Source organism: Halocalculus aciditolerans (genome assembly GCF_014647475.1).
GTDB classification, from domain to species: domain Archaea; phylum Halobacteriota; class Halobacteria; order Halobacteriales; family Halobacteriaceae; genus Halocalculus; species Halocalculus aciditolerans.
Map to the genome: position 1 here is coordinate 1 of NZ_BMPG01000008.1, position 21,404 is coordinate 21,404.

The window sequence follows — 21,404 nt, forward strand, 5'->3', positions numbered from 1 at the left end:
TAAGGACCGTATCGGCATCATCCTCGAGCCGCTGAACAACTGGGCCGGTGTCTCGGAGGCGCTCGACGCCAAGCGGATCACAGTCGGCGGGACGCTCGGGCTGAACCCCTTGGAGATTCGGGAGACGCCCGAACACGTCCAGCGGGCGATGGGCGAGGACGCGAGCCCGTTCAACGAGAAACTCGACGACGCGATGAGCTTCCTGACGAACTTCTTTGCCCTCCGGGGCATCTCACTGGGAGACCGGCGCACTACGCTCGAACTCGCCCTCAAACGTGCCTACCAGCGCAACGGCATCACCGACGACATCTCGACGCACAGCAATCCGAGTCCGACCATCCGTGATATGATGGACGTCTTCGAGGACATGGTCGACGACCCTGAGGAGTTCGTCGTTCGATCCGACGAAGAGGCAGGGAAGATCAAAGAGGACGCGACGTGGCTCCTCGATCAGCTGCGCCCCTTCGAGGACGACGGTCGCCACGCCAACCTCGGCCAAGAATCGGATTTCGACATCCGGGACGAGAAGGTCATCTACCTCGATCTGGCCCAGCAGGAGGGCAGCGTCGACAGCAGCACGGCACTGACGATGCAGCTACTCATCTCGCTGGTGTACGAACGGGCGAAGGTCTCGGAGAAGGAGGTCGTGTTCTACATCGACGAGGCGCGCTACATCATGCAGGACGCCGCAAGTCTGGCGTTCCTCGAGACGGTGTTCCGGCACCACCGCCACCACGACCTCTCGATCCGGCTGGTCACCCAGACCGTCGACGAGTTCTTCGAGCACGCCGAAAGCGAGGCGATCCTCGATCAGTGTGCCGTCAAGCAGTTCCACCGCCTCGACGGGATGGACAAGGAGTGGGCCGACGAGTTCGGGCTGAACTACGCACAGATGCGGTTCGTCCAGGACGCCGTCCCCGGCAACGAGGACGCCGGCTTCTCCGAAGCACTGGTTGGCGTCGACGGCGAGTGGCGTGGGATCCAGGTCAAAGCGATGCCCAAGGAGAAGCAGGTCATCGACTTCGAGCCAACCGAGCAACGGCGAGCCTCACTCCCCGGGACTGGTGAGAACGCCGTGGACGCGGACGTGCAGGCGTTCCAAGACGATATTGAAAGCCGAGCGACCGACAATGGACAACGCCCACCTGAGCAGACGCCAGCAGAGACTGATGGTGGCGCAGCGGGAGGTGACGACGATGCGTGAGTACCTCCGCGTGACGCCTACCTCCGAACGCCTCAATCCGGAGCGGCTGCCGCAGGCACTGGAGAGTCTCCACAAACTGACCTTAACGAACTCGACAGGGCTAGCTGACAAACTCAATCCGCTACACAGCAAAACACCGCTACGATTCGAATTCCTCGCGCTCAGCGAGGGTGCAGACGACCCCGTCGAATTCTACTACGGTGCTGACGACCATCTGGATACGCTTGAGAAACGTCTCCGGTCGATCTATCCCGAGACGTTCGACATCGAGCGTACCAAAGTCGACGTCGCATCCCGACTCGTGCAGCCTGTGGAATTCGACCGAGAGACATTCGTCGATCACTATGAGTCGGGCGATCTCACGTACGAGTTCGGTCCTGACGAGCAATACGAACGTGGGACTGACGAAGACAGTCAAGCGAGGCAAGCAGACGCCCAATCAGTCGCGGAAGGAGGGACGGTCGGCGACCTGTCTGCCGACCACATCATCGAGATCGGAGACACCGCCCTCGAACTCGCCCCACCAGATGCGATTCCCGAGGATGAGCCACTCACGACGCTTGCCAAACCAACGGTGACAACAGAGGGGACGATACTCGCCCGGCCAGCGACCAAGACCGTCTCCCCACTCGGCGTGCGGTGGCAGGGGTCGGCCACTCGGAAACAGGACTGGATGACCTCACTCTCGCCATTCACTGCCGACGACGAAGCAGAACTCCCAGCCGTCGATCAGCCAGGTGGTGCGCTCGCGTCGCTTGTCGACCACCTGATGGAGGCGACAGCACCAGTAGCGTTCCAGGCCGTCTTCCAGCGACGCGAGAGCTGGCAGTCCGATGCCGACCTTCGCAAGGAGGACGTCATCGACGGCCGAGACACACTCGCTCAGGAGATTATTGGCTCCCTTTTCGAACTCGACGATCAGTCGGAGAGCCGGGACAGAAACCAGCTGAGCGACGCCGTTGCAAAACGTGTCGCGGCAATCGAGGCGAAAAATCCGAAGCGGTCGTTCACCGCGAACATCCGAGCGATCGGGATTCCGTCCGGGGACGACGGTCGCGATGATCTCGATGATCGGATGCAATCACTTGTCCCGGTATTCGACCCGCTTGACGGACCGTACTACGAGGTTGCGGCCGAACGGGTACGCGACAGCGGCTTCCGGGCAGCCACGAAAGAACGGAACGCACGAGCGGCGCTGCAGCGGCTCTTGGATCGTGAGATCACGACCGGCCGTGGGACGACCCGACCCGAGTTCGTCCTGAGTGGCCGAGAACTCGCGAATTTCGTACTCGTGCCCTCCTCGGAACAGCTGACTGTCGAGGGGGCACGTGGGACGCGTGCGGAACAGCAGAGTCGGAATCCATTGCCACGCCCCCACCAGGACCTCATGAGTGAATTCCGCGACGGGATGGCAATCGGGTATGCCCTCGACGACACCGGCGAGGCCGAAGACGAGCCGACACACATTCCACCCGGACTGCTGCCCACTCATTACGGCCGGTTCGGAACAACCGGCTCTGGGAAGTCGAAAGCCCTCATCAACGATATGCTGTCGCTGTACGCCAACACCGAGGGGCCGACGATCCTCATCATCCCGAAGAACGACGACATGGCCCAGAATTATATGCGGGCTCACGCGCGTCGGTTCGGAATGACCGACCTCCAAGAGAACGTCGTCCACTTCCCGATCCCGGACGTCCTCCCCGGGTTCTCGTTTTTCGATCTCGAACCGTCGATGGAGAGCGGACGGCGCCGCGAAGACGCCGTCCAACGGAAGGCCGACCACTACGAAGAGATTTTGAAGCTCGTGATGGGAACCGACCGCTACGAGCGGGCGACTGTGGCCCCAACTCTCATCAAGACACTCATCAAGACACTGTTCGACGAGGAATACGGGCGTGAGAACGGGCTCTACCGAGCGTCGACGGACTACTTCGCCCACCGACAGCTCGAACACGTCGTCGACCAGCTCTGGGAGGCCGGGCCACCGAACGAGAACATCGGCGACGCCCCACGGTCGAGCGACGAGGAAGTCACCCGGACGATTCGACGGCAGCTCCAGTTAGATTCGAACACCTTCGCGAACGTGATGGGCGGTGTCGGAAACCGTCTCGCCTACATCTCACAGGATACGCACCTGCGGCAGATCTTCAATAATACCGAGAACCAGTTCGACTTTCGGGATGTCCTCGACGAGGATACGGTCATCCTCTTCGACCTCGGCGACCTCCGCGACGACGCCGCCCGGATCATGACCGGTGTGATCCTGACCAATCTCGATGCAGCTCTCAAGGACCGCAAACAGGCCCTCCCCCAGCACTCGGACGACTACGTCGTGAACTTGCTCGTCGACGAGGCAGCATCGGTCGTGGTCTCCGACATCATGAATGATCTCCTCGAGAAAGGCCGGGGATTCCGGCTCTCTGTTGGTCTGTCGATGCAGTTCCCCGAACAGATGGAGGCTGAAGGTGGGCGGAAGATCTACCTGAATGCTCTGAACAACATCGGCAGTTCACTCATCGGGAAAATCAACGTCGACCGGGAACTGGCGCGAGCGATGGCCCACGAAGAGATGGACCCCGCGGATTTCGCCAATCGGATTCGTTCGTTGCCACGAGGGGAGTGGATCGCCAGCCTGCCAAGCCCGACGTTCGGTGAAACGGGGCCGTATCCGTTCAGTCTCGAACCACTCCCGATTCCACCGGGCCACCCCGAGAGCGAATCCCCGCTCACAGAGCGTGAAGAGGAGCAGTTCACTGAGACACTCTCCTCGATGCACGAGGACATCAATGACGAACACGGTGTGCCGGCTGAGCCAGACACTTCAACAACGAGCACACCTGCCGACGGACACGAGGTGCTCGATATCGCGAGCGACGACCTGGACGTCGCGATTGCGAACGTGGTTCGGAGTCTGCAGCTTCGAGAGGGCTGCCGTGAGGAAAACGGCTGGGTGGCCGTCGAAGCAGTTGACGACGAACTCAGACGACTCTTCGACGACGTCGACGCCGAGCCGCCATCGTATGATGCCCTCGCGGACATCCGAGAACGATCACGATACCTCGATACGACCGTCGATATCGACGCCGACGAGCTCCGCATCCGGCTCACTGACGCCGGAGAAGAGGTCGCGACACCCGATACTGGTGGCGTGCAGGCCGCTGGTGGGAGTGCCCACGACGCAGCACTCCTTCAGATCGAAGAAGAGCTCACCGCACTCGGTTTCACCGTCTCGATCCTCGCACAGGATGGCAGCGAGAAACCTGACGCGAGGGCGAGCCACCCCGACGTTTCCGACCGATTCGCCATCGAAGTCGAAACGACGACACCCGAGAATCCCGCGAAAGTGCTCACGAATCTCCGGAAGGCCCAAGCAGCAGGTGATATCCCGCTGTTTGTCGTTCGACCAGGAAACGACGAAACTGAGTGGGCCGAGCGTGTTGACGGCATTCTCACACCTCCCGTCCGTACCCTCCAGAATGGTGAGACACGGTTCTACACGACTGACTCGAATCTCACGTTCAGCGGTGGAGCGACCGAAGAAGGTGGAGTGACGGCCGTGCGACCGGCGACCGACGACGAGAACGGGACCCAGAACATCTGGCAGCGTGATGGCGACGAGATCGTCCTTCGTGATGCCAGCGGGACGGAACATATCCGCCTCGAGTCGCTGGAAAAACTCTCGAAAGATCGTGTTCCGGCCATCTACAGCTACGACCACGCTGCCGACGAGTACGTCGTTTATGAGCACGGTGAACAACACATCTACGAGACGAAATCGGCGTTCGAGGACGACTGGATTCGGATCAAAAAGCCGTTCGTTCCGGAAGACGAGTTCTCCACCCCAGAGTACAGCTGCGACAGCTACGTAATCGTGATTCTTGCCGATGAGAAGTCATCAGTCGTCTACACGGACGGGACAACGAAACCTCTCACAACCCTATTTGATCACTCAACCGCCCACAATGAATCAGAGGGGGACTCCAAAAACGACGACGAAAATAGTGACCGGGCGGAGACTGACTATCGGGCCGAATCTGCTCCGGGAGAGGATATGCCGGGGGAAGATTCCTCAGAGCAAATCTCCCAAACTAACGGGAGTGAACTCGATCACGACGCGGACGATTTCGAGTCATTCGTTGACGTGTACGTTACCGAAGAAGAGGAGGCGGAACTCCCGAAGGATGATCTCTATAATGCGTATCGGATATGGGCAATCAGACACGACAAAGAAGTTCAATCGAAAGCGTGGTTCTCCCGTTCTCTCGGGGAGTTCGTAACGTATGATACGAGTCGGATTCGTCAAAACGAAACCCGCGTGAACTGCTATACAGGTATTTCGCTCACGGCAGCAGGGCAACAATTGATTGAATGAAGAGAAATCTATGAGGTACTTGAATTCGAGACGGGTTATCAAAAAACCGCCCGAAGGCGTTGCCGGTCAGGGGAAACGACCAGTAACAGCACGAGAGGGTAAGAATCAAGAGTTAATACTCGGTTATGGACCGAGAAAACCGCAAGACGGAACCGCCGGTCAGGGCATCTGGGAGGGGCAACAGTATCTAACATCAAGTGAACATACGAAATCGCAGGACGGCGCTGCTGGTCAGGGGAAATTAAGAAAGGGTACTCCCGCCCGTATCAGCGGTCAGGGGAAAAACCACCAGACGGCGAAGCTGGTCAGGGGTATCACCGAGCGAAAACCAACTAGGATAGAACGGGGGGTCCCCGTTGGGACCAAGGGATTGGATCGAGGAGTAGAGTTGAGTGAGTTCTGTGCTGGCTCAGAATTAGTGAGAGCCATGCAAGGTACTGTGAGAACATGAATAAGAATATCATCGACGAACCGGAGGAGATTCCGGAGACGCTACGCGAACGGGACCAGTGGGTGTGCTGGCGCGAAGAAGAGCGGGACGGCAAGCCGACGAAGATTCCGGTGACGCCGGGAGGTGGGGGGTTCGCGTCATCAACAGAGTCGGAGACCTGGGCGAGTTTCGAGACAGCGCTCGACTACACCGAGACGGCACACGCCGATGGCGTCGGGTTCGTGTTTACCGACGACGACCCCATCGTCGGCGTCGATCTGGACGACTGCCGCGACCCGGAAACCGGCGACGTCGACGACGCGGCACTAGACATCATCGAGCGCCTCGACTCCTATACGGAGGTGTCACCGTCCGGCACCGGCTATCACGTCCTCATCAGGGGCGAACTTCCCGACGGGCGGAACCGTCGCGGGAGCATCGAACTGTACGACACGGCACGCTTTTTCACCGTCACTGGCGATCACGTCGAGCGGACACCAACGTGCGTCGCACGTCGACAGGACGCGCTCAGAGCGATTCACCGTGAGTACGTTCAGGAGACAGAGCGTGACACGGCAGCAGAGCCCGAACAGCGTGGTAGCGCTGACGACGAGTCACCGACGACCGGTGCAGCCGGCGTTGACGTCGACCTCGAAGACGATGACCTCCTCGAGAAAGCGCGAAACGCATCGAACGGCGAGAAGTTCGAGCGGCTCTGGAACGGGAATACGGTCGGCTACGACAGTCAGTCCGAGGCCGACATGGCGCTGTGCTGTTTGCTGGCGTTCTGGACCGGTGGTGACCGGACCCAAATGGAGCAGCTGTTCCGCCAGTCGGGATTGATGCGAGAGAAGTGGGACGAGGTCCACTACGCTGATGGGTCGACGTATGGGGAGAAGACCATCGAGCGAGCAATTGCGATTACTTCGGAGTTCTACGACCCGGACGCCGGCGACGATACCGCGGACGAGATCCCCGCCACATCGTCGCCAGACGTCGGCGCTGCTGACTCGGAGCGGAGTCGCGCATATCTCGCCGAGAAGAACCAGATCTTGAGCGACCGCGTCGACGAGCTCGAGGCGACACTCACGGAGAAAACCGAGCGCATCGACGCTCTCGAAGCGGAGGTCAAGCGACTCACTGACGAACTTGCCACCCGTGGCCAGGAGGAGGAGTGCCAGGGCGAGCACGCCGCTACTACGAGTGAGAACAGTAGTGAGTCAGAGTCATCCTCACTGTTGGGTCGGTTATTCGGCGGTCGGTCCAAGTAGCGTTGCGACCGCAGCGGCACGTCTGTCACCCCCGCCAGGGGGCGGCGGGGTACATCACGTGCCCCCGATAGACGATGGCTTCGGAACGTACGACCCAAACGCAGACGGTACAGCAAGCAGCAACCAACTCCGACGGGGAGGCTCCGTGGGCAGACCTCGAGGTGGCGATCCCGAACGACCGCGATCACGCGTCGCTCGTCGCGCTCGTGGAGTGTGCCCTAATCGAGCTGACGCACGAGCACGTGGGGGCAGTCGTCGTCACCCACCAGGTCCGGGGGACAAACCACACGCAGTACGTCGCCGTCGACGACGTCAGCGAGCAGTTCCAAAAGCGGCACTTCGACGCCCGGCTGGGCTGGCACGAGACAACCGTTCCTCGTGAGATCGTTCGCGACGAACTCGTCACCCAGCTCACCCGGTCGGCAGCCTCACAAGCGGAACGCACACGAGAAGCAGCAGCCAGCGAGCCGGACACGTTCACCGTGAAGCCGGTTCAGGAACTCCGGACTCCATAGGCCACACTCTTAACCAACACTCGGGACCAGTTCTGTCGAAGTGTTGGTTAATGACGTTGCCAGAATTTATGCCCTCAACCCACGCCCACCGCCCTATCCCTCCGCGACGTTGCCGTTTTCGAGTACCGCGACCCAGGGTCGGACTGACGCCCTCCGACTGGGCTGTTTATCGGCGCCGGGAGGCGTGCAGCGCGCGAGAGCGTGCGCGGCGTGATTCACCATGGTTGGTCCCGATCCTCACGACGACACGAGTGCCGACCACGAACAGCTCGAAACCGAACTCCTCGCACAGGACCGTGACGCCGCGAGCGTCGCGACCGCGGACGTCGACGACGCAACGGCCCGCAGCCTAGTCGACGACCTCATCGACGCGGACGTCGTCACACCCGTTCCCGAGGATCGCGTTCTCGTTCACGAGCCGAGTGTTACTACCTTCGACTCGACGACGCAATTGGCCGTCTTCCACCGTGGCTGGACGGCCGGCCGCGACGCCGACGCGGAGGCGGAGTAATGCAGCAGACGCTTACAGGGTGTGCGTTCTGCGACGCTCCGCCCAGCACCGAGACTGGCGAGGCCCACACATGGGGGGAAGATGAGCGGGTCACCCACCCCATCTGCGTCGACTGCGCGATCCAGATGGAGCCGGACCCCAACGAGCGCGATCGCTACGCCTGCGATGGCTGTGGGCTCGTCGTCGACGCCCTCGCGGCGCTCACGCGCTTCCGTGTGGAACTCGGCCATCTCGAGGGGCCGCTGCAGCTGTGTGCGCGATGTAGTCCTGGCGGGCCCGCGACGTACTGGACGCACGACCTCGATGAGCATCTCGTTGAGTGAGACATATTGCCGACGCTTACACCGTTTCCATGGAGGACCTCGTTGACGAAGTCGACGTCGCGCTTGACCGCGACTAATGGGGAGTCTCCCTATCCATGGATAGGGAAAGTATCCAATAAGCCGCACCGCTTGGCATTACGCCATAGATTCCGGTATCCCTCGCCGTCAGATCGTCGTCGAAAGACGCTCGATGCGATCAGCGGTTTCCTTGACTGCGTCTTTCTCCTCGAGACGACTCACGATATCCTGTAATTCAACCGTGGTGTAATCGAGTTCCTGCTGGAGGGCAGGCATAGATTTCGGTTCGTCGAGGGCGTGAAGCACTTCGAGTTCCTCGTATACGCGCTCTGTAATCTCCGCGACCGGCTCATGCAGGGGTGTCCTCACGTTGTGTTGCTCGGTGAGATCGGCCAACGCCTCGTTCACGTATGTTACGAATAGCTCTTGATCCAAGAGGTCGATCTGCGCGGCGAGTTCTGCTTCGACGACGTCGAAATCGAGGTCAGTCTGCAGCAGCGAAAACATATCTTCGATATCGTCCACCCGTCCGGCGACCGCCTTGAATAGGAAGATGTCCTCTGGGCTCACGAGTTCGACCACCAAGTTGCTGGGGTTGAGGTACCGCTCGCTACGCTTCCGAATCCCGTCAGAAAGAACCAGTTTATCGATTACCTGCTGGTGAAAGATGTCGATTCGACACCCATCATCGTTCTCGAGGATTCGCTGAGCACCGAGCGCTTCGTATTCTTCGTCCGGTTCCCGAACGATATCGTAACCAAGTTCGAGCAGTACTGCTTGGAGCTGCCCGAGGTCATCACCGGATGCGACGATGAGATCGATATCCTTGGTAGTGGTCTTGAGATCCTGGAACGCCATTGCCCCACCGCCGATCAAGAAGACAGTGAGTGGGTCGTCTAGCTGCTCGCCGATGCGCTCGAGTTCCGACCGAATGTACGAACTGTCGAATCGCGCCCTCATGCTGACACCCCGTAGTCCGCAGCCAATTCTTGGAACTCTTCCCACTCGGGAAGTCGAGATGCCCGCTCCTCGCCACTCGTGTCGAGATACGTGAGCAAGTCCTCGACGAGATCGTCGACGCCGTACTTTGTGGCCTGGTCACGCAGTTCGTCACGGTCGACGTCAACGTGGCTGAGCAGGAGCAGACAGTATGACTGGGTACGTGCGCCCGAATCGATTACGAGCATATGACAGCACAGCATCGCCGGCGAGAGATCATTCATCGTCTCTGAATGGAAATAGTACCGACGGTCGCGGGCCAGAAGGGGCAGGTCGTAGGTCTGGAAACGCTCTGGCCCCGTCGAAAGGAAGTCCTCGGCGGTAATCTCATCTGCGGTCTGGACGAGGAACTCGTCGAGTGACTCCCAGAGAATCGTGTAGGTGTCGGTGTGTTGTTCGACGGTCTGGCGATGGTCGTGGTGAACGAGTTCCCGAGCAAGCGTACTCAGTTGTTCGAATCCCTCGTTCAGCACATATGCATCCTCGTCAGTTTCGTAGATGATCCCTCGATGCTGAAGTGGATCGAGGGCGCGATGGACGGTACTCCTGTGAATGTTGGCCCGGCGTGCGAGCTCCATTACGACCCGCGGTGTTTCAAGATAGTAGAGAACGCGGAGCGTCGCACCCGACAACAGTTCAGGCCAGTCGATGTGCGAATACTCTTGGGTGATGTCTGCGAGGAGTTCGAGTGCTTTCGCGTCCGATGGCCGGATCTGCTTTGTTTTCCCTTGTCGACGCGTCTCGACGAGTCCGGTCGCTTCGAGACGATCGACAAGTTCAGACGTGTAGCTGAGACTGCGGTCCAGCTGGGTCGCAAATTCGGAGACTGTCTGCTCACCGTGAAGGACGGTGAGCGCGCGAACCTCGCCTTCGGTAAGCATCTGTTGCGTAGATACGAACCGATATTTAAATAACTTCGCTATCTCGCAACGAGTATGACTGACTCAGCTGAGGTTGCTGGGTGAGCAACACGATGAAGGCCCTCGGCCGTTCACGGGCGGCGCGCCGCCCGTTAGCTCGGGAGAGCCTGCTTTCCCGGTGACCGAGACGGCCTCGCCCTTTCTGAGTCCGCCAGGGCAGTAGTTGGGTCGCTGAGTGTCGCGGCTGGGTGGACAGGTGTGTCCGTTATGGCCCGCACCGCTCGCCGCGTTCCGCCCTCCGCGTCGCTCGCGACCGACCATTCCGGGCGTGCGGGCGCTCTCCGCACCGCCCGCGCCCGTTCCGGGCTAAAATGCATGTGCCCTCGGCGCCAGCGGGTATCCCCGTCGGTTGCGCCCCTTGCGGGCTTTCGCGTTCCAGCGCTTGGTGCCGCCTGCGCTGTCGCGCGCCACACCGCGGCGCGCGTTCTCGGCGACAGTCGCCCTGGACACGGACCCGCACATCGGGCCGGACACGAGCGGGCATATCCCGCTGGCCGCTCGCTCCGGGCGGGTCGGCGCGCGGTGCTGGTTGAGTGGCCTCCCTATGGCGCGCTCTCGCTCGCGCCCCAAGGGGCGCTCGCGAAGGCGCGAGCGAGAGCGCGCAGACGAGTCTGTCGGTCGTTGTCGTCGAGGAAATCCGCGATGTTGTAGCATCGCGGTGTCGGGCGCTGAGCGCCTTCAGGAATCAGGGTAGATTCCAATGTCTAGTAACAACGTCACCACGGATGTAGTTTCGGTCGATGAACAGGCTTTCGAGAAACACGATGAAGGCGAGGTCGACGAGGATGGCTTCGAAGTCGTCGACGAGACCCCGGAGTTCCGGGCGACGGTCGACATGGAAGTCCAGGCCAAAGTCGATTCCAACCACCCAGACGCGCGCGTCGAGGAAGGCCCGGATCACCTGTTCGGGAAGACCCTCGAACAGGAAGAGCGCATCAAGGCACGAGAGGCCGAGTTGGAACACATCAGTGCCCAGGCAGAACTCAGTCAGCAGGAGGGGCGTGCGAAGCGGACGCGAGACATCGCAGCGAAGCGAAGCGCTGAGCGGCGTGTGAAGTTCCAGAAGCGGGCAGCGAGCGTGAATCCGATGGCTGACCCGGAGCGAGACGATCCTCGTGCAGAGCTCACGCAGGAGCAGTTGGCGGCGGTGAACAAGCAGTCGATGCGGTTGGCGGAAAAACTGGATGGCTGGTCGCGAGCAGCGATTGGCCGGCGGTTGGGTGAAGCCGTCGTCGGTGGGAAAGACCTAACGAGTGCAGTCGTCGGGGTGTTCGAGGAGTTGCAGACGGCGCCTGGGACGGTGATCCCCATTGGGAAGCTCGAGGACGTCAATCGCAAAGAGGTGAGCATCGAGGGTCGAGTCGAAGTACTCTGGGATGCGGACTCGCCGGCCATCGCTCAAGTCGGGCTGATCGCAGACGACAGTGGAAAAACGAAGGTGACGATCTGGGAGAAATCAGATGCGCCGTGGATTGAAGAGGGCGAGCAGGTGCGTATTCACAAGGTAGCCCGGAACTGGTACGAGGGGCGCGTCTCACTGGCTGTCACTGGGTGGAGCACCATTATGTTCCCTGAGCGCGGTCGGTGGTGGGAATAGCCGGTCGGCGCACCCCTTTTTTGCTGGTGTGTACGCGGTCACCGCCACCTCCCACCACCTCCACGGTCCGGGCTGCTCACGGCGCTCACGCGCCGTTTCGCGGCCGGGCTTTCGCCACCGCAGCCCTCCAGTGTCAGCGCTGTTCCGTGTGGTGTGTATGTGCCCCTGATGGGTGAGGGGCACTCCGAGAGACGCGATCCGCGTGAGTCCCCTCGTGAGTATCCATGGCAACCAGAGAGATCTACGAAACGACGTTCGACGAAGACGTCCAGACCGACTCGAATGCTACGCAGTGTCCCGAGTGTAACGGGCAAGTTACAACCAACGCGGTTGAAACCGTCTGCGAGGACTGTGGACTCGTCGTCGACGAGCAGCGGATCGACCACGGGCCAGAGTGGCGAGGGTTCGACGAAGACGAACGGGAGCGCACGGGCGCTCCGTTGACGGCGGCACGACACGATCGAGGGTTGTCGACGGAGATCGGCCGTGGGACCGATGCGAACGGGAACGAACTCTCAGGACAGAAGCGACGGCGGCTCGCTCGGATGCGGCGTGAACAGACCCGTGGGCGGTTTCAGTCGAAAGCTGAACGTAACCTCGCACACGGGCTTAGTGAAGTCCGCCGGATCAGTAGTGCGCTCGAACTATCCGAGACGATCCGTGACCAGGCCTGCCAGCTCTTCCGCAGCGCTCAGAACGAGGACCTCCTGCAGGGCCGGTCGATCGAGGCGATGGCCGCCGCGAGTGTCTACGGAGCGTGTCGGTGCAACGGGCGGCCGCGAACACTCGACAACATCACCGAGTCGGCGCGCGTCGAGCAATCGCGGGTGACGAACGCATACACAACGCTGAATACGGAACTTGGCCTGCCGGCCCAACCCGTGACGCCCAGTACGTTCGTTCCGCGGTTGGCGTCTGAGCTCGACGTCTCCGATCAAATCCGGCAGCGGGCTCGGCAGCTGGCAGAAGCATCCGAATCGATCGGGGCAACCACGGGGGTTCGGCCGTCCGGGTTCGCTGCAGCCTGTCTGTACAAGGCCGGACGCGAAGACGGACGGTGGCTCACCCAGTCAGACATCGCTGACGTTGCGAACGTCTCGGTGGTTACCGTACGGACCCACCGCGACACACTAGACGAACTGGCTGTCTAACGTCCACACTGCTGATTTTCGGTTGTATTTTGTTGTCTGATTGATGTGAGAGCCATTGTTTAAATCCGAAGACGAAGCATGATACGGCCAGAACACTCTATGACCGACCAGTACGCCGACTACGAAGCCCTCCGACCACTCGGCGAAGCGACCCACGTTCCCGACGACCAACTCGCCAGTAGTAGTGGCGAGCCCCGGCGGCAACGCTCTGGTGGCGTCGACACGGACTATCCAGACGACCCGACAGCAGATGAGACCGAGTGCGCTTCCTGTGGAGCGTCAATCCCCGCTGGCCAGTCGAAGTGCCAGTTCTGTCTCACGAACCATCTCGAAGGAGCCGACGACCAGGACACAGCGAATGCCGAACGGACTCTCCTCCACGTCATCCAGCTGCTCGTTGAGGCGTCGACGTTCTACGGCGCCGTCGCGAAGGGATCTGCTGCGGCCACCCTCCTCGCGAAGGGAGATGATGACCCAGTAGTCGATGACTGCAAGCTAATCTACGATCTCGACGAGGAACCGGCCCCACAGCTTGTCGATCAGTGGCCCTCACTCCCCTCGGCGACACGGGTCACGTCTGAATGTGGTAATCAGCTGCTCGCGGCTGCTCGTGAGCGGACGGCGTGGACAGAGACGACGCAGTCCCGTCACGACGGCGAGCACGCGACGTTTCTCTACGACGAAACCGGGAGCGAGGTTCGCACCGAAGCTCGTCTTGCAAGCCTACGTGAGGACGCAGACAACGACCTCTGGCTGGTGCCAGCGATTGCGCTTCAGGAATCCGTTGACAAGACCGATACCGAACAGCCACGACGCGAGCGCCCAAACAGAACTCACCTCGAGTGTCGAGAGTGTGATCGGGAGACTAAGCATCGATTCCGCGAATTGGAGGCTATCCCCGATGACGAGTGGACCGGGCAGCCCCTGTGGGAGTGTCAGCGGTGCGGGACATCTCGGTATGGGCCCGAACCCGAAGCCGGTCAGTAAAGACGGTGCCAGTTTAACCAACGAATCCCAATATCGATTCGTTCTGTTGGTTAACTGGAGGTCAGTTCGTGATCACTCCCGAACCGCCCCGCTGACAGCTCGCCGGTGTTTTTCGCGCCGCAAATTGGCGGAGGCGCACAGATGGACCCACGAGACACCCCAGGCTATCGACTCCACCGCGCGCTCAGCAGCCTCACCAGTATCGACAGCGACCAATTGGAGCCCGCTGATCGAGAGCGAATTAGCACCGCGACGACGCTCCTCGAGCAGGTAGATTTTCTCACCGAACCGAATACGATGAGGGACGGTGACGTCAACAGAGAATCCTGACAGCTCGTCGCATCGGCAGCGCAACGTCATATGGCCGTCACAGCGTGAGCAGTTGCTCGCCCCCTGAAGGGGTGCGGGGGCGCGAGACAGCTCCCGAGAACAACCCATGGCAACACTCCAAGCCGCAACGACATCGACCGGCGCGCTCGTATCGGATCCACATGCAGTCCGCGAACTCTGTGAGAACCACTGCTTCGGGACGCTCAACTGGGAGGTGGACGACGACGGCGAACTGATCATCTGGGGCTACGACAGCTTCGACGTGTACGAGGCTCGTGAGAACGGGCTTCCTGACTACGACGGTGGCATCGTCACCCACGAGTTCCTCCGGTCGCTCGCGGAGTATCTCGAACCGAACGAAGAATTCGACATCCAGACAGCCGGATTTACCAAGTGCCGATTTCCCGTGCTGGCGAAACGGTACGTCGTCCGCGACGGTGAGGTGCTGTACGCGGACCTCAGTTCCCCCGACCTGATCGACGAGTAGCGTTGTTCGCCCCCCGGGAGGGGTGCGGGGCGATCCAGTCGTGGGTCGTCCTACGAGGTGATTGTTCAATGGGCCACCGCGCACTCGTTGCGTACGAACGAACTGACGGACAGTACACGCTTCATTACTCTCATTGGGGCGCAGCCAACCTGAAGCTCAAGCACCGAATCTCGGCTGAAACCCCGTTCGGTGGCGAGGACACCGACTCGAAGTGGGCGAAACAGCTACTGGCGGAACTGGCCGATGGCCTCGAGGTAGATGCCGTCGACGGCTACCTCGCCGGTGAAGATCGCCCGTCGACGGTCGTCGAGCCGAAGCCCTGCGCCACCGGGCTTACCCTCGACGAGATCGTCGCGGACCATCTCGACTATCTCCACCACGAGGCGTTCTTCGTGGTGTCGACGACATTCGAGGTAGCCGCCTACCGGACACTATGGTTCGGCCTCCAGTACGATTCAGAGACGGTCGACCACGGCGAGACAGTCGGGAACGGGGCGCTTGCGACCGTTCGGTGGCACGACGGCGAGCCGGTCGGCGATGGCCATCTGAAGGGGCAGTTCCGGGCACTGAAAGACGTCGTTGGCGATATGGTCGACAAGGGTGTGTTCACCCAGTCGACGGCTCGCCAGTACCTCAAGCAGAAGCTCGGCGAGTGGATCGGAAAGCGCCAAGAGTTGCGCATCCCGGGCGGTGAAGCACCGTCTCTGGACACGACACTCAGCCGCTCGTAGGGCGATTTGCGTCGAAGCAGATGGTGGTTTTTCTGGGGCAGAAAGGACTGAGCCCCACCATAGGCTCGTGATTGGATGCCCGAGAAACCAGACGACGACCCATTCCACGATTGCGAGTTAGGTCCCGACGCAGTCCTCGGGACGCGCACCTTCCACGATGTCCTGTTCACCGACGATACCGAGACGCCGGTAAACGTGCTAACCGGCGAGACGCCCGCACATTCGCAGGCGACCGTCGAGGAAGCGAAGGCGTTCGCCGCGAGTATCGACACGGACACACCACAAATCGCGCTCCCGGCCTCTGTCGAGACGCAGGTCGAGACCCAGAGCAAGCCCTACACCTCAGCTGCGTTCTTCCACTTCAAGGCGACGGGGACACTCGAACGACACCGTGCCTACCACGCCGCGTACGACTCGGATGCGTTCACCGTCGACTTCGAGGCCGACTACGCGTCGGGCGATCTAACCATCACAGTCGACCGAGCGAACGAGTCCTAAGAATCGACCGCTAGATCAGGTTTTTCGAGCGCCGGCGATGGGTGCCGGCGCAGCAGGAGTGAGCGAGCAATCATTCCCGGTGCGTCGGCGCTTCGAGGTGTTCGAGATGCACATAGTCATTTACAGCCTGGTAGAAGCATCGACAGAAGACGAAGCACTATCCACCGGAAAGACGGTGTTCGACCGCCTGGTCGGCGCGAACCCACACGCCGGCGCAGTCTTCGACTACCACGTGACTTTTGATGAGGAAGACACATCCGTTGCGGGGAAGGCCCGATGGGGTGAACTCCCGACCGCGGCCCCCGTCGACTCCGACGACGGCCAGGACCTCCTCGAGCGTGGCTGGGAGGCGACGAAAGAAGAGTTCGAGCGCAACCTTGAGCGAGTGAAGGAAGCGCTCAACGAGCTCTCCGACGAGGAGATCATGCGTGACGAAGACCTCGCCCGCCACGCGTTCCATCAAGTTGGTGCGTACGACGGCCCGACGATCTTCCTGTACAACGAACACGCGAACGGCATCCGTCACCGCGAACAGCTGGATCAAATCCTCGAAGCAAGCGAGGAGCTCTGGATCGTACCTGCCGACGTCCACTTTTAACAGATGTCCCGGATCACAAACTGGCGACGCGAAAGTCGCACGCTGACGCTCGAGTATCGTAACACCGAGACTGGCGCTCGGGCTGTCCTACACAGAGCGCCAGGCTCCTACCGCTACAAGTGGCGTGGCGCTATCCTCGTCGACGGCTACCCAGTGTGGTCGCAAGGGTACGAGACAAAGGACGCGAAAGCGTTCAGGAACGTTCTCCGCAACCAACCGACTCCCGAACTGAGTTGTCGGGAGTGTCTGGACGGCGACGTGGTCACCGGTGATAAATCGGCTGACGGTGCGAAGGTCCAACGCTGGTTCGAGTGTCGGAACTGTGGGTACGAAGCACCCTCAAGGATTGTGTACGGCGCCGAGCGTTGAGGGACATCCCGCCTTTACCGTGCTAAATATCGGTTTCGTCGAGAACTTTTCTATCGGAATTGTTCCGCTGGTCTTCCAGCCAAGTGCCGATATCTGGAGGAGACTTACTATCAAGTGTTCTATTTAATGACTTTGCACGAGAATTGAATGCCTTCTGTTGGAGATTGAACTTGTCTTCGTTATTCTTTTTGAACGTTACCAGCACAAGCGCGATGTTGTGTTCGTCACCGGCAAAGTACCCAGAAAACGCTCTCGCACCGCTACCATTTCTAGGGGACCATTTGAACTGCCATAAATCACTCTGCAGCGATTTTGCAAAAGCGGCCTCAGGACGCCAAGCATCAAGAAAATCCGTGATTTGGTTTTCCAGCCGTGTCGCCATATGATTCCCCATCGCATCAAGATTCGCTAGAGCTGGCTCAAAGAACACGACGTATCGTCGGCCCATCTATACGAACAGCAAGCAAACAGGAGTAATAAAGGCGAGTGTTAGAATTCGGCCTCAAACTCGTCTTCGTCAGGCAGCATCTCAAGTGCCTCCTCAGGAGAAACAGCTTCAGGAGACTCATTATCGGCTTCGTCTCCGGCTTCTCCTGCCGTGGGAGCGGACATACAAAACCATACACAGTGTGGTCTGATAAACCTTTGCCAGCAGTACAGCACCAATCGACATCCCTCACGGCGAATGACGTTTATTTCTGGGCCGGGATGGGTGGCCCGTCTCAATCGGGCCAGATCCACAGATGAGTCTAGAAATCATCGACCGTCACAGCGAAGCACTGTTCGAGTTCCTCTGGTGTCCCGTCTGCGGGCACGAGGTATTCAGTCACATTCCCTTCGAAGGTGTGTTCTGCAAGAACTGCAACACGCAGGTCGAACTCCAAGAATCCCGAGAGACACGCGGCTACGAGGAGGCCGTCCTCGCCTGCTTCGACACCCACTCGACGTGGAACCTCCACGTCGACGAAAAGCTCCGTCGCGACCTACCCGATGGGTCGGCACGGGTGAAGATCCTCGGCGCACCGGGTGCCTACGAGGTCGACTGGTGGAGTCCAGCACCCGGCGATGACTGGCAGCCGGTCGAACAAGGCGAGTTCGACGATGTCGACGAACCAGCCGATATCTCCCATCTCGCGTAGGAGAAAGCAGTTCCTGTGGCTGTTTTTCGCCCCCTGAGGGGTGCGGGGGTGCTCGAACGAGTAGCTCCCGAACAGACCGATGAGTAGACCTAGCGACACACACTCGATTGAACAGACACGCCCAGCGAGCGACTGCGACATCGCCTACGTCGGGTATCGGCAGAGCGGGCAGGCTATCGTTGAGAAACGTCCCGGCCAAGAACGGCTCACGCCAGAGCGGAGTCTCGCGCTGGTGAATCACAGTCCCTCGGGATTCGAATGGGGATATGGTGGTAGTGGTCCGGCGCAACTCGCGCTCGCACTCCTCCTCGACTACACGGATGACGAAGCGTTCGCTCTCGACCACTACCAGGCATTCAAAACCGAGGTCGTGAGCCAGCTGGACTGCGCTGGGTCTGGTGAACGCTGGCGACTCACGGGACCCGAGATCGACGCAGTCCTTCACGAAACACCCGGCGAGCCGGTCGCACCGTCCATCTGAACTAATCACCGAGAGTAACCATGTCAGAACACACCCCACCATCTCGTGCAGATGACGAATCGGCTGAATCGAATGAACAGACGACACGAACGGAGTACGTCGAACGCAGTGACGTCGGCGTCTCCCTCACCGTGAAGCTCAAACGTGGAACCGGTACCAGGGATCAGGACGAGGTAATCGCGAAAGCGAAAGGCAAGACCCTCGAAGACGCTCGCGAGGACATGGAAATCCTTCGGGAGTACATCCACGATCTCGCGGAGGACGCCCGCCAGATCCAGCCAGCAGACCCACACAAAGAGTAATACTTTTGTCTGTTGCACAAATTTGTGTAGCTATAGAATGTATGAAGTGTGCGGTGAGAAGGAATTCAAGGTCCTCCTCGCGCTCGATCCAGGCGATTCCATCTCCGGCGTCGCGCGGAAGATCGACGAGAACCGGGAGACGATTCGGCGCGTCGTGAACCACCTCGAGGAGGCCGGCTACGTCGTGTATGATGATGGTCTCCAGTTCCTTGATCAGACGATTCGGGATGTCGGGCTCGAGTTCCTGGCCGCAGCAGCGGCTACCTCGCCGCCGTCAATCCCGGAGGCGTACGTCCTTCCGCAGTTCGCAGGCATGGACTACGCATTCACCGCTATCGATGCAGTCTACGTCTGGACTCGCGGTGGCTATCAGGTCGCTCGCGAGCCGGATGATTATCCGCTGTTCATCGCCGTCCACGAGTCAGATTTTGACGCCTGGACGGCGTTCTTCGACCGATTTGGGATCCCGACTGCGGAGGAACGCCAACCTGCCGACGAATTCGACGGTGCCATCCAGATCGTTCTCGAGCCCCGTTCAGAAGTCGAGGCCAAGATGGTCGACGGACGACCCGTCATCCCGCTCCAAGAAACCGTGGCGTTCGCAAACGAATACTACGCAACCTTCGAGTCCGCACTCGACATACTCGGCCGGATGTACGACGATGTCGATACAGATGCGAACTATCGCATGGAGCCTGCCTGAAATGAGTCAGGAAGACCGCAGTGAGGCGCTCATCCAAGTACTCGAAGAACTGGAACAGTCCGACATCGGATTCGTCCTCGTTGGTGGGTACGCGATCAGTCAGTTCGAACCGCGATTCTCGACCGACCTGGATCTCGTCATCGCCCCGGATGACTACGACGACGTCGTGGCATTCCTCGAAGCACGCGGTTTCGAACGGACGACCGAGCTCGAAGTTCCACCGGAAGAGACCATCTATAATCGGGAAATCGACGTCTTTGAACGGACCGAAGGACTCCCCCACCCGGTCGGCGTCGACATTCTCGTGAATGGGCTTGGCTGTCGGCAAACCGAGGCGGAATGGTCGTTCGACTATTTGCGTGACCACAGTACTGAAACGACGATTTCGGGCGGGATCCGGACGACGACCGCACGAGCAGCTGACGGAGAAATCCTCGTCGCCGCGAAACTCCATAGCGGCCGAAAGACGGATCTCGCTGATGTCCTCGCCGCTATCCCAGCGATCGACCTCGATGGCGTCGAGTCGCATCTCCACCGCGGCGATGCTGATGCCCTCCGGTCGCAGCTCAGTGAGGCCCAAGCCTTCATCGAAGAAGGTGGGCTGGATCACCGATTCAAGAGCATGTTCGGCCAATCGTCGGCATCAGCCGACGACATCGAGACGCTCCTCGAATTCCTCAAGCGACAGCAGAAGTAAAATAGCGTTTTCCAGGCCTACAGCGACGGTATCTGTGCGTAGCTATCGCTGAGAAGGGACGCCCAGAGAGAACCGACGCTGTTTGTCCTCGCCTCAGCGGGAGCGGAGGCGACCATCTATGAGCGACACAGGAGGGCACGACCCAGACTCGAACGAACTGTCACCAGAACAACGCCTCGAACCCCAGAATACGCGACTCATCAACGCCGGCATCGTGACGATTCACGATATGGAGACGCTGCGAGCGTGCGTCGCCTACGAGAACGCGAACAAGCAGCGTGTCCAGATCCTACGCCGGCTCGAAGATCGGGCCAGCGAAATCCGCGCACAAGACGACTGACGCGACAGCGAGGGTTGTTTGTCGGGGCCTCGGTAGATGGAGGCTCGAGTCACCTTCTCCGCCCTAACGGGTGGAGCTTGTCGGTGGACTCCCGTTCTGGCCAACCCTATCGGTTGGCAGGCGAGTAGCTGCCATTCACGTTCAGCGTCCCCGACTTTAGGGCGAGGTGACGTGTCGCCCCTCCGTGCGGAGACTTTTGCCCCGCACGGAGTAGCCTAAATCCGATGTTCTTTGCCGCGTTGTAGTCTGCATTGACTTCGTAGCCGCACTTCTGACAGCAGAATTTCGCTTGCGACGGACGGTTCTCGTTCAGCGTCGTCCCGCACTTCGAGCAACGCTTAGACGTGTACGCCGGGTCTACCTGCGTGGCGTCGATACCCTCCGCTTCGGCCTTGTACGCCGTGTAGGAGCGTGTCATAGAATCCATC

24 protein-coding genes and 2 pseudogenes are annotated in these 21,404 nt (G+C 60.2%); 21 read left to right on the forward strand and 5 right to left on the reverse strand.

From position 1 onward, the window contains the following. The 6 genes and pseudogenes from IEY26_RS16630 to IEY26_RS16655 form a co-directional block, all read left to right on the forward strand. Positions 1 to 1,204 (forward strand): annotated as a pseudogene (locus IEY26_RS16630) (VirB4 family type IV secretion system protein); the annotation flags it as partial. Beyond that, positions 1,197 to 5,579: an ATP-binding protein gene (locus IEY26_RS16635; protein WP_096396479.1), complete on the forward strand. Its 4,383-nt coding sequence runs from the start codon at positions 1,197 to 1,199 to the stop codon at positions 5,577 to 5,579. The pseudogene IEY26_RS16630 and the gene IEY26_RS16635, both read left to right, overlap by 8 nt. A 447-nt stretch (positions 5,580 to 6,026) precedes the next feature. Continuing rightward, positions 6,027 to 7,280 (forward strand): phage NrS-1 polymerase family protein, encoded by a 1,254-nt coding sequence (locus IEY26_RS16640; RefSeq protein ID WP_188980936.1) that lies wholly within the window; start codon positions 6,027 to 6,029, stop codon positions 7,278 to 7,280. Positions 7,281 to 7,354: 74 nt separating this feature from the next. Beyond that, positions 7,355 to 7,795 (forward strand): hypothetical protein, encoded by a 441-nt coding sequence (locus IEY26_RS16645; RefSeq protein ID WP_049983724.1) that lies wholly within the window; start codon positions 7,355 to 7,357, stop codon positions 7,793 to 7,795. Positions 7,796 to 8,015: 220 nt separating this feature from the next. Continuing rightward, on the forward strand, positions 8,016 to 8,306 hold the full coding sequence (locus tag IEY26_RS16650) for a hypothetical protein (RefSeq protein WP_049983725.1): 291 nt from the start codon (positions 8,016 to 8,018) through the stop codon (positions 8,304 to 8,306). Next, positions 8,306 to 8,629: a DUF7558 family protein gene (locus IEY26_RS16655; protein ID WP_049983726.1), complete on the forward strand. Its 324-nt coding sequence runs from the start codon at positions 8,306 to 8,308 to the stop codon at positions 8,627 to 8,629. The genes IEY26_RS16650 and IEY26_RS16655 overlap by 1 nt, the downstream gene beginning before the upstream one ends. Positions 8,630 to 8,794: 165 nt before the next feature. Here the strand turns inward: IEY26_RS16655 and IEY26_RS16660 are convergent, their stop codons facing one another. After that, complete coding sequence (locus IEY26_RS16660; RefSeq protein ID WP_049983727.1) at positions 8,795 to 9,607, reverse strand: DUF6036 family nucleotidyltransferase; 813 nt, start codon at positions 9,605 to 9,607, stop codon at positions 8,795 to 8,797. Next, positions 9,604 to 10,527 (reverse strand): winged helix-turn-helix domain-containing protein, encoded by a 924-nt coding sequence (locus IEY26_RS16665; protein WP_049983728.1) that lies wholly within the window; start codon positions 10,525 to 10,527, stop codon positions 9,604 to 9,606. Before IEY26_RS16665 ends, IEY26_RS16660 begins: the two co-directional genes overlap by 4 nt. 739 nt (positions 10,528 to 11,266) lie before the next feature. Between IEY26_RS16665 and IEY26_RS16670 the strand changes: the two genes are divergently transcribed. The 9 genes from IEY26_RS16670 to IEY26_RS16710 all read left to right on the forward strand — a co-directional run bounded on the left by IEY26_RS16670 (position 11,267) and on the right by IEY26_RS16710 (position 17,314). After that, positions 11,267 to 12,163 carry a DNA-binding protein gene (locus IEY26_RS16670; RefSeq protein ID WP_049983729.1) on the forward strand — a complete coding sequence of 299 codons (897 nt, stop codon included), beginning with the start codon at positions 11,267 to 11,269 and terminating at the stop codon, positions 12,161 to 12,163. Between the two features lie 224 nt (positions 12,164 to 12,387). After that, positions 12,388 to 13,314: a transcription initiation factor IIB gene (locus IEY26_RS16675; protein WP_188980939.1), complete on the forward strand. Its 927-nt coding sequence runs from the start codon at positions 12,388 to 12,390 to the stop codon at positions 13,312 to 13,314. 99 nt (positions 13,315 to 13,413) lie between these two features. Continuing rightward, complete coding sequence (locus IEY26_RS16680; RefSeq protein ID WP_188980941.1) at positions 13,414 to 14,301, forward strand: biosurfactant protein 1; 888 nt, start codon at positions 13,414 to 13,416, stop codon at positions 14,299 to 14,301. A 141-nt stretch (positions 14,302 to 14,442) separates the two neighbouring features. Further along, entirely contained in the window at positions 14,443 to 14,631 is a 189-nt protein-coding gene (locus IEY26_RS16685; RefSeq protein WP_188980943.1) for a hypothetical protein, read from the forward strand. A 106-nt stretch (positions 14,632 to 14,737) separates the two neighbouring features. Next, positions 14,738 to 15,118 carry a hypothetical protein gene (locus tag IEY26_RS16690; protein WP_188980945.1) on the forward strand — a complete coding sequence of 127 codons (381 nt, stop codon included), beginning with the start codon at positions 14,738 to 14,740 and terminating at the stop codon, positions 15,116 to 15,118. 68 nt (positions 15,119 to 15,186) lie between these two features. Continuing rightward, complete coding sequence (locus tag IEY26_RS16695) at positions 15,187 to 15,849, forward strand: DUF6735 family protein (RefSeq protein ID WP_188980947.1); 663 nt, start codon at positions 15,187 to 15,189, stop codon at positions 15,847 to 15,849. A 75-nt stretch (positions 15,850 to 15,924) separates the two neighbouring features. Further along, the gene (locus IEY26_RS16700) at positions 15,925 to 16,347 is read left to right on the forward strand and encodes a hypothetical protein (RefSeq protein WP_188980949.1); all 423 of its coding nucleotides are present in this window, start codon (positions 15,925 to 15,927) and stop codon (positions 16,345 to 16,347) included. 106 nt (positions 16,348 to 16,453) lie between these two features. Further along, complete coding sequence (locus IEY26_RS16705) at positions 16,454 to 16,945, forward strand: hypothetical protein (RefSeq protein WP_188981009.1); 492 nt, start codon at positions 16,454 to 16,456, stop codon at positions 16,943 to 16,945. A 3-nt stretch (positions 16,946 to 16,948) separates the two neighbouring features. Beyond that, the gene (locus IEY26_RS16710) at positions 16,949 to 17,314 is read left to right on the forward strand and encodes a DUF7568 family protein (protein WP_188980951.1); all 366 of its coding nucleotides are present in this window, start codon (positions 16,949 to 16,951) and stop codon (positions 17,312 to 17,314) included. Positions 17,315 to 17,336: 22 nt separating this feature from the next. Here the strand turns inward: IEY26_RS16710 and IEY26_RS16715 are convergent, their stop codons facing one another. Together IEY26_RS16715 and IEY26_RS17710 are read right to left on the reverse strand one after the other, a co-directional pair. Further along, complete coding sequence (locus tag IEY26_RS16715; protein ID WP_188980953.1) at positions 17,337 to 17,744, reverse strand: hypothetical protein; 408 nt, start codon at positions 17,742 to 17,744, stop codon at positions 17,337 to 17,339. A 59-nt stretch (positions 17,745 to 17,803) separates the two neighbouring features. After that, positions 17,804 to 17,926: a hypothetical protein gene (locus IEY26_RS17710; RefSeq protein ID WP_255409719.1), complete on the reverse strand. Its 123-nt coding sequence runs from the start codon at positions 17,924 to 17,926 to the stop codon at positions 17,804 to 17,806. 131 nt (positions 17,927 to 18,057) lie between these two features. Here IEY26_RS17710 and IEY26_RS16720 point away from each other — a divergent pair, with 131 nt between their 5' ends. From IEY26_RS16720 to IEY26_RS16745, 6 genes are all read left to right on the forward strand, one after another. Then, on the forward strand, positions 18,058 to 18,453 hold the full coding sequence (locus tag IEY26_RS16720; protein WP_188980955.1) for a DUF7567 family protein: 396 nt from the start codon (positions 18,058 to 18,060) through the stop codon (positions 18,451 to 18,453). 79 nt (positions 18,454 to 18,532) lie between these two features. Then, positions 18,533 to 18,934: a DUF6166 domain-containing protein gene (locus tag IEY26_RS17760; protein ID WP_188980957.1), complete on the forward strand. Its 402-nt coding sequence runs from the start codon at positions 18,533 to 18,535 to the stop codon at positions 18,932 to 18,934. A gap of 20 nt (positions 18,935 to 18,954) precedes the next feature. After that, entirely contained in the window at positions 18,955 to 19,236 is a 282-nt protein-coding gene (locus tag IEY26_RS16730) for a DUF7389 domain-containing protein (RefSeq protein ID WP_188980959.1), read from the forward strand. A gap of 37 nt (positions 19,237 to 19,273) precedes the next feature. Beyond that, the gene (locus IEY26_RS16735) at positions 19,274 to 19,939 is read left to right on the forward strand and encodes a helix-turn-helix domain-containing protein (protein ID WP_188980961.1); all 666 of its coding nucleotides are present in this window, start codon (positions 19,274 to 19,276) and stop codon (positions 19,937 to 19,939) included. Between the two features lies 1 nt (position 19,940). Continuing rightward, on the forward strand, positions 19,941 to 20,636 hold the full coding sequence (locus IEY26_RS16740) for a nucleotidyltransferase family protein (protein ID WP_188980963.1): 696 nt from the start codon (positions 19,941 to 19,943) through the stop codon (positions 20,634 to 20,636). A gap of 118 nt (positions 20,637 to 20,754) precedes the next feature. Further along, the gene (locus IEY26_RS16745) at positions 20,755 to 20,976 is read left to right on the forward strand and encodes a hypothetical protein (RefSeq protein WP_188980965.1); all 222 of its coding nucleotides are present in this window, start codon (positions 20,755 to 20,757) and stop codon (positions 20,974 to 20,976) included. A gap of 106 nt (positions 20,977 to 21,082) precedes the next feature. Here the strand turns inward: IEY26_RS16745 and IEY26_RS16750 are convergent. After that, positions 21,083 to 21,382: pseudogene (locus tag IEY26_RS16750) on the reverse strand (zinc ribbon domain-containing protein); the annotation flags it as partial. Positions 21,383 to 21,404: the final 22 nt, after the last annotated feature.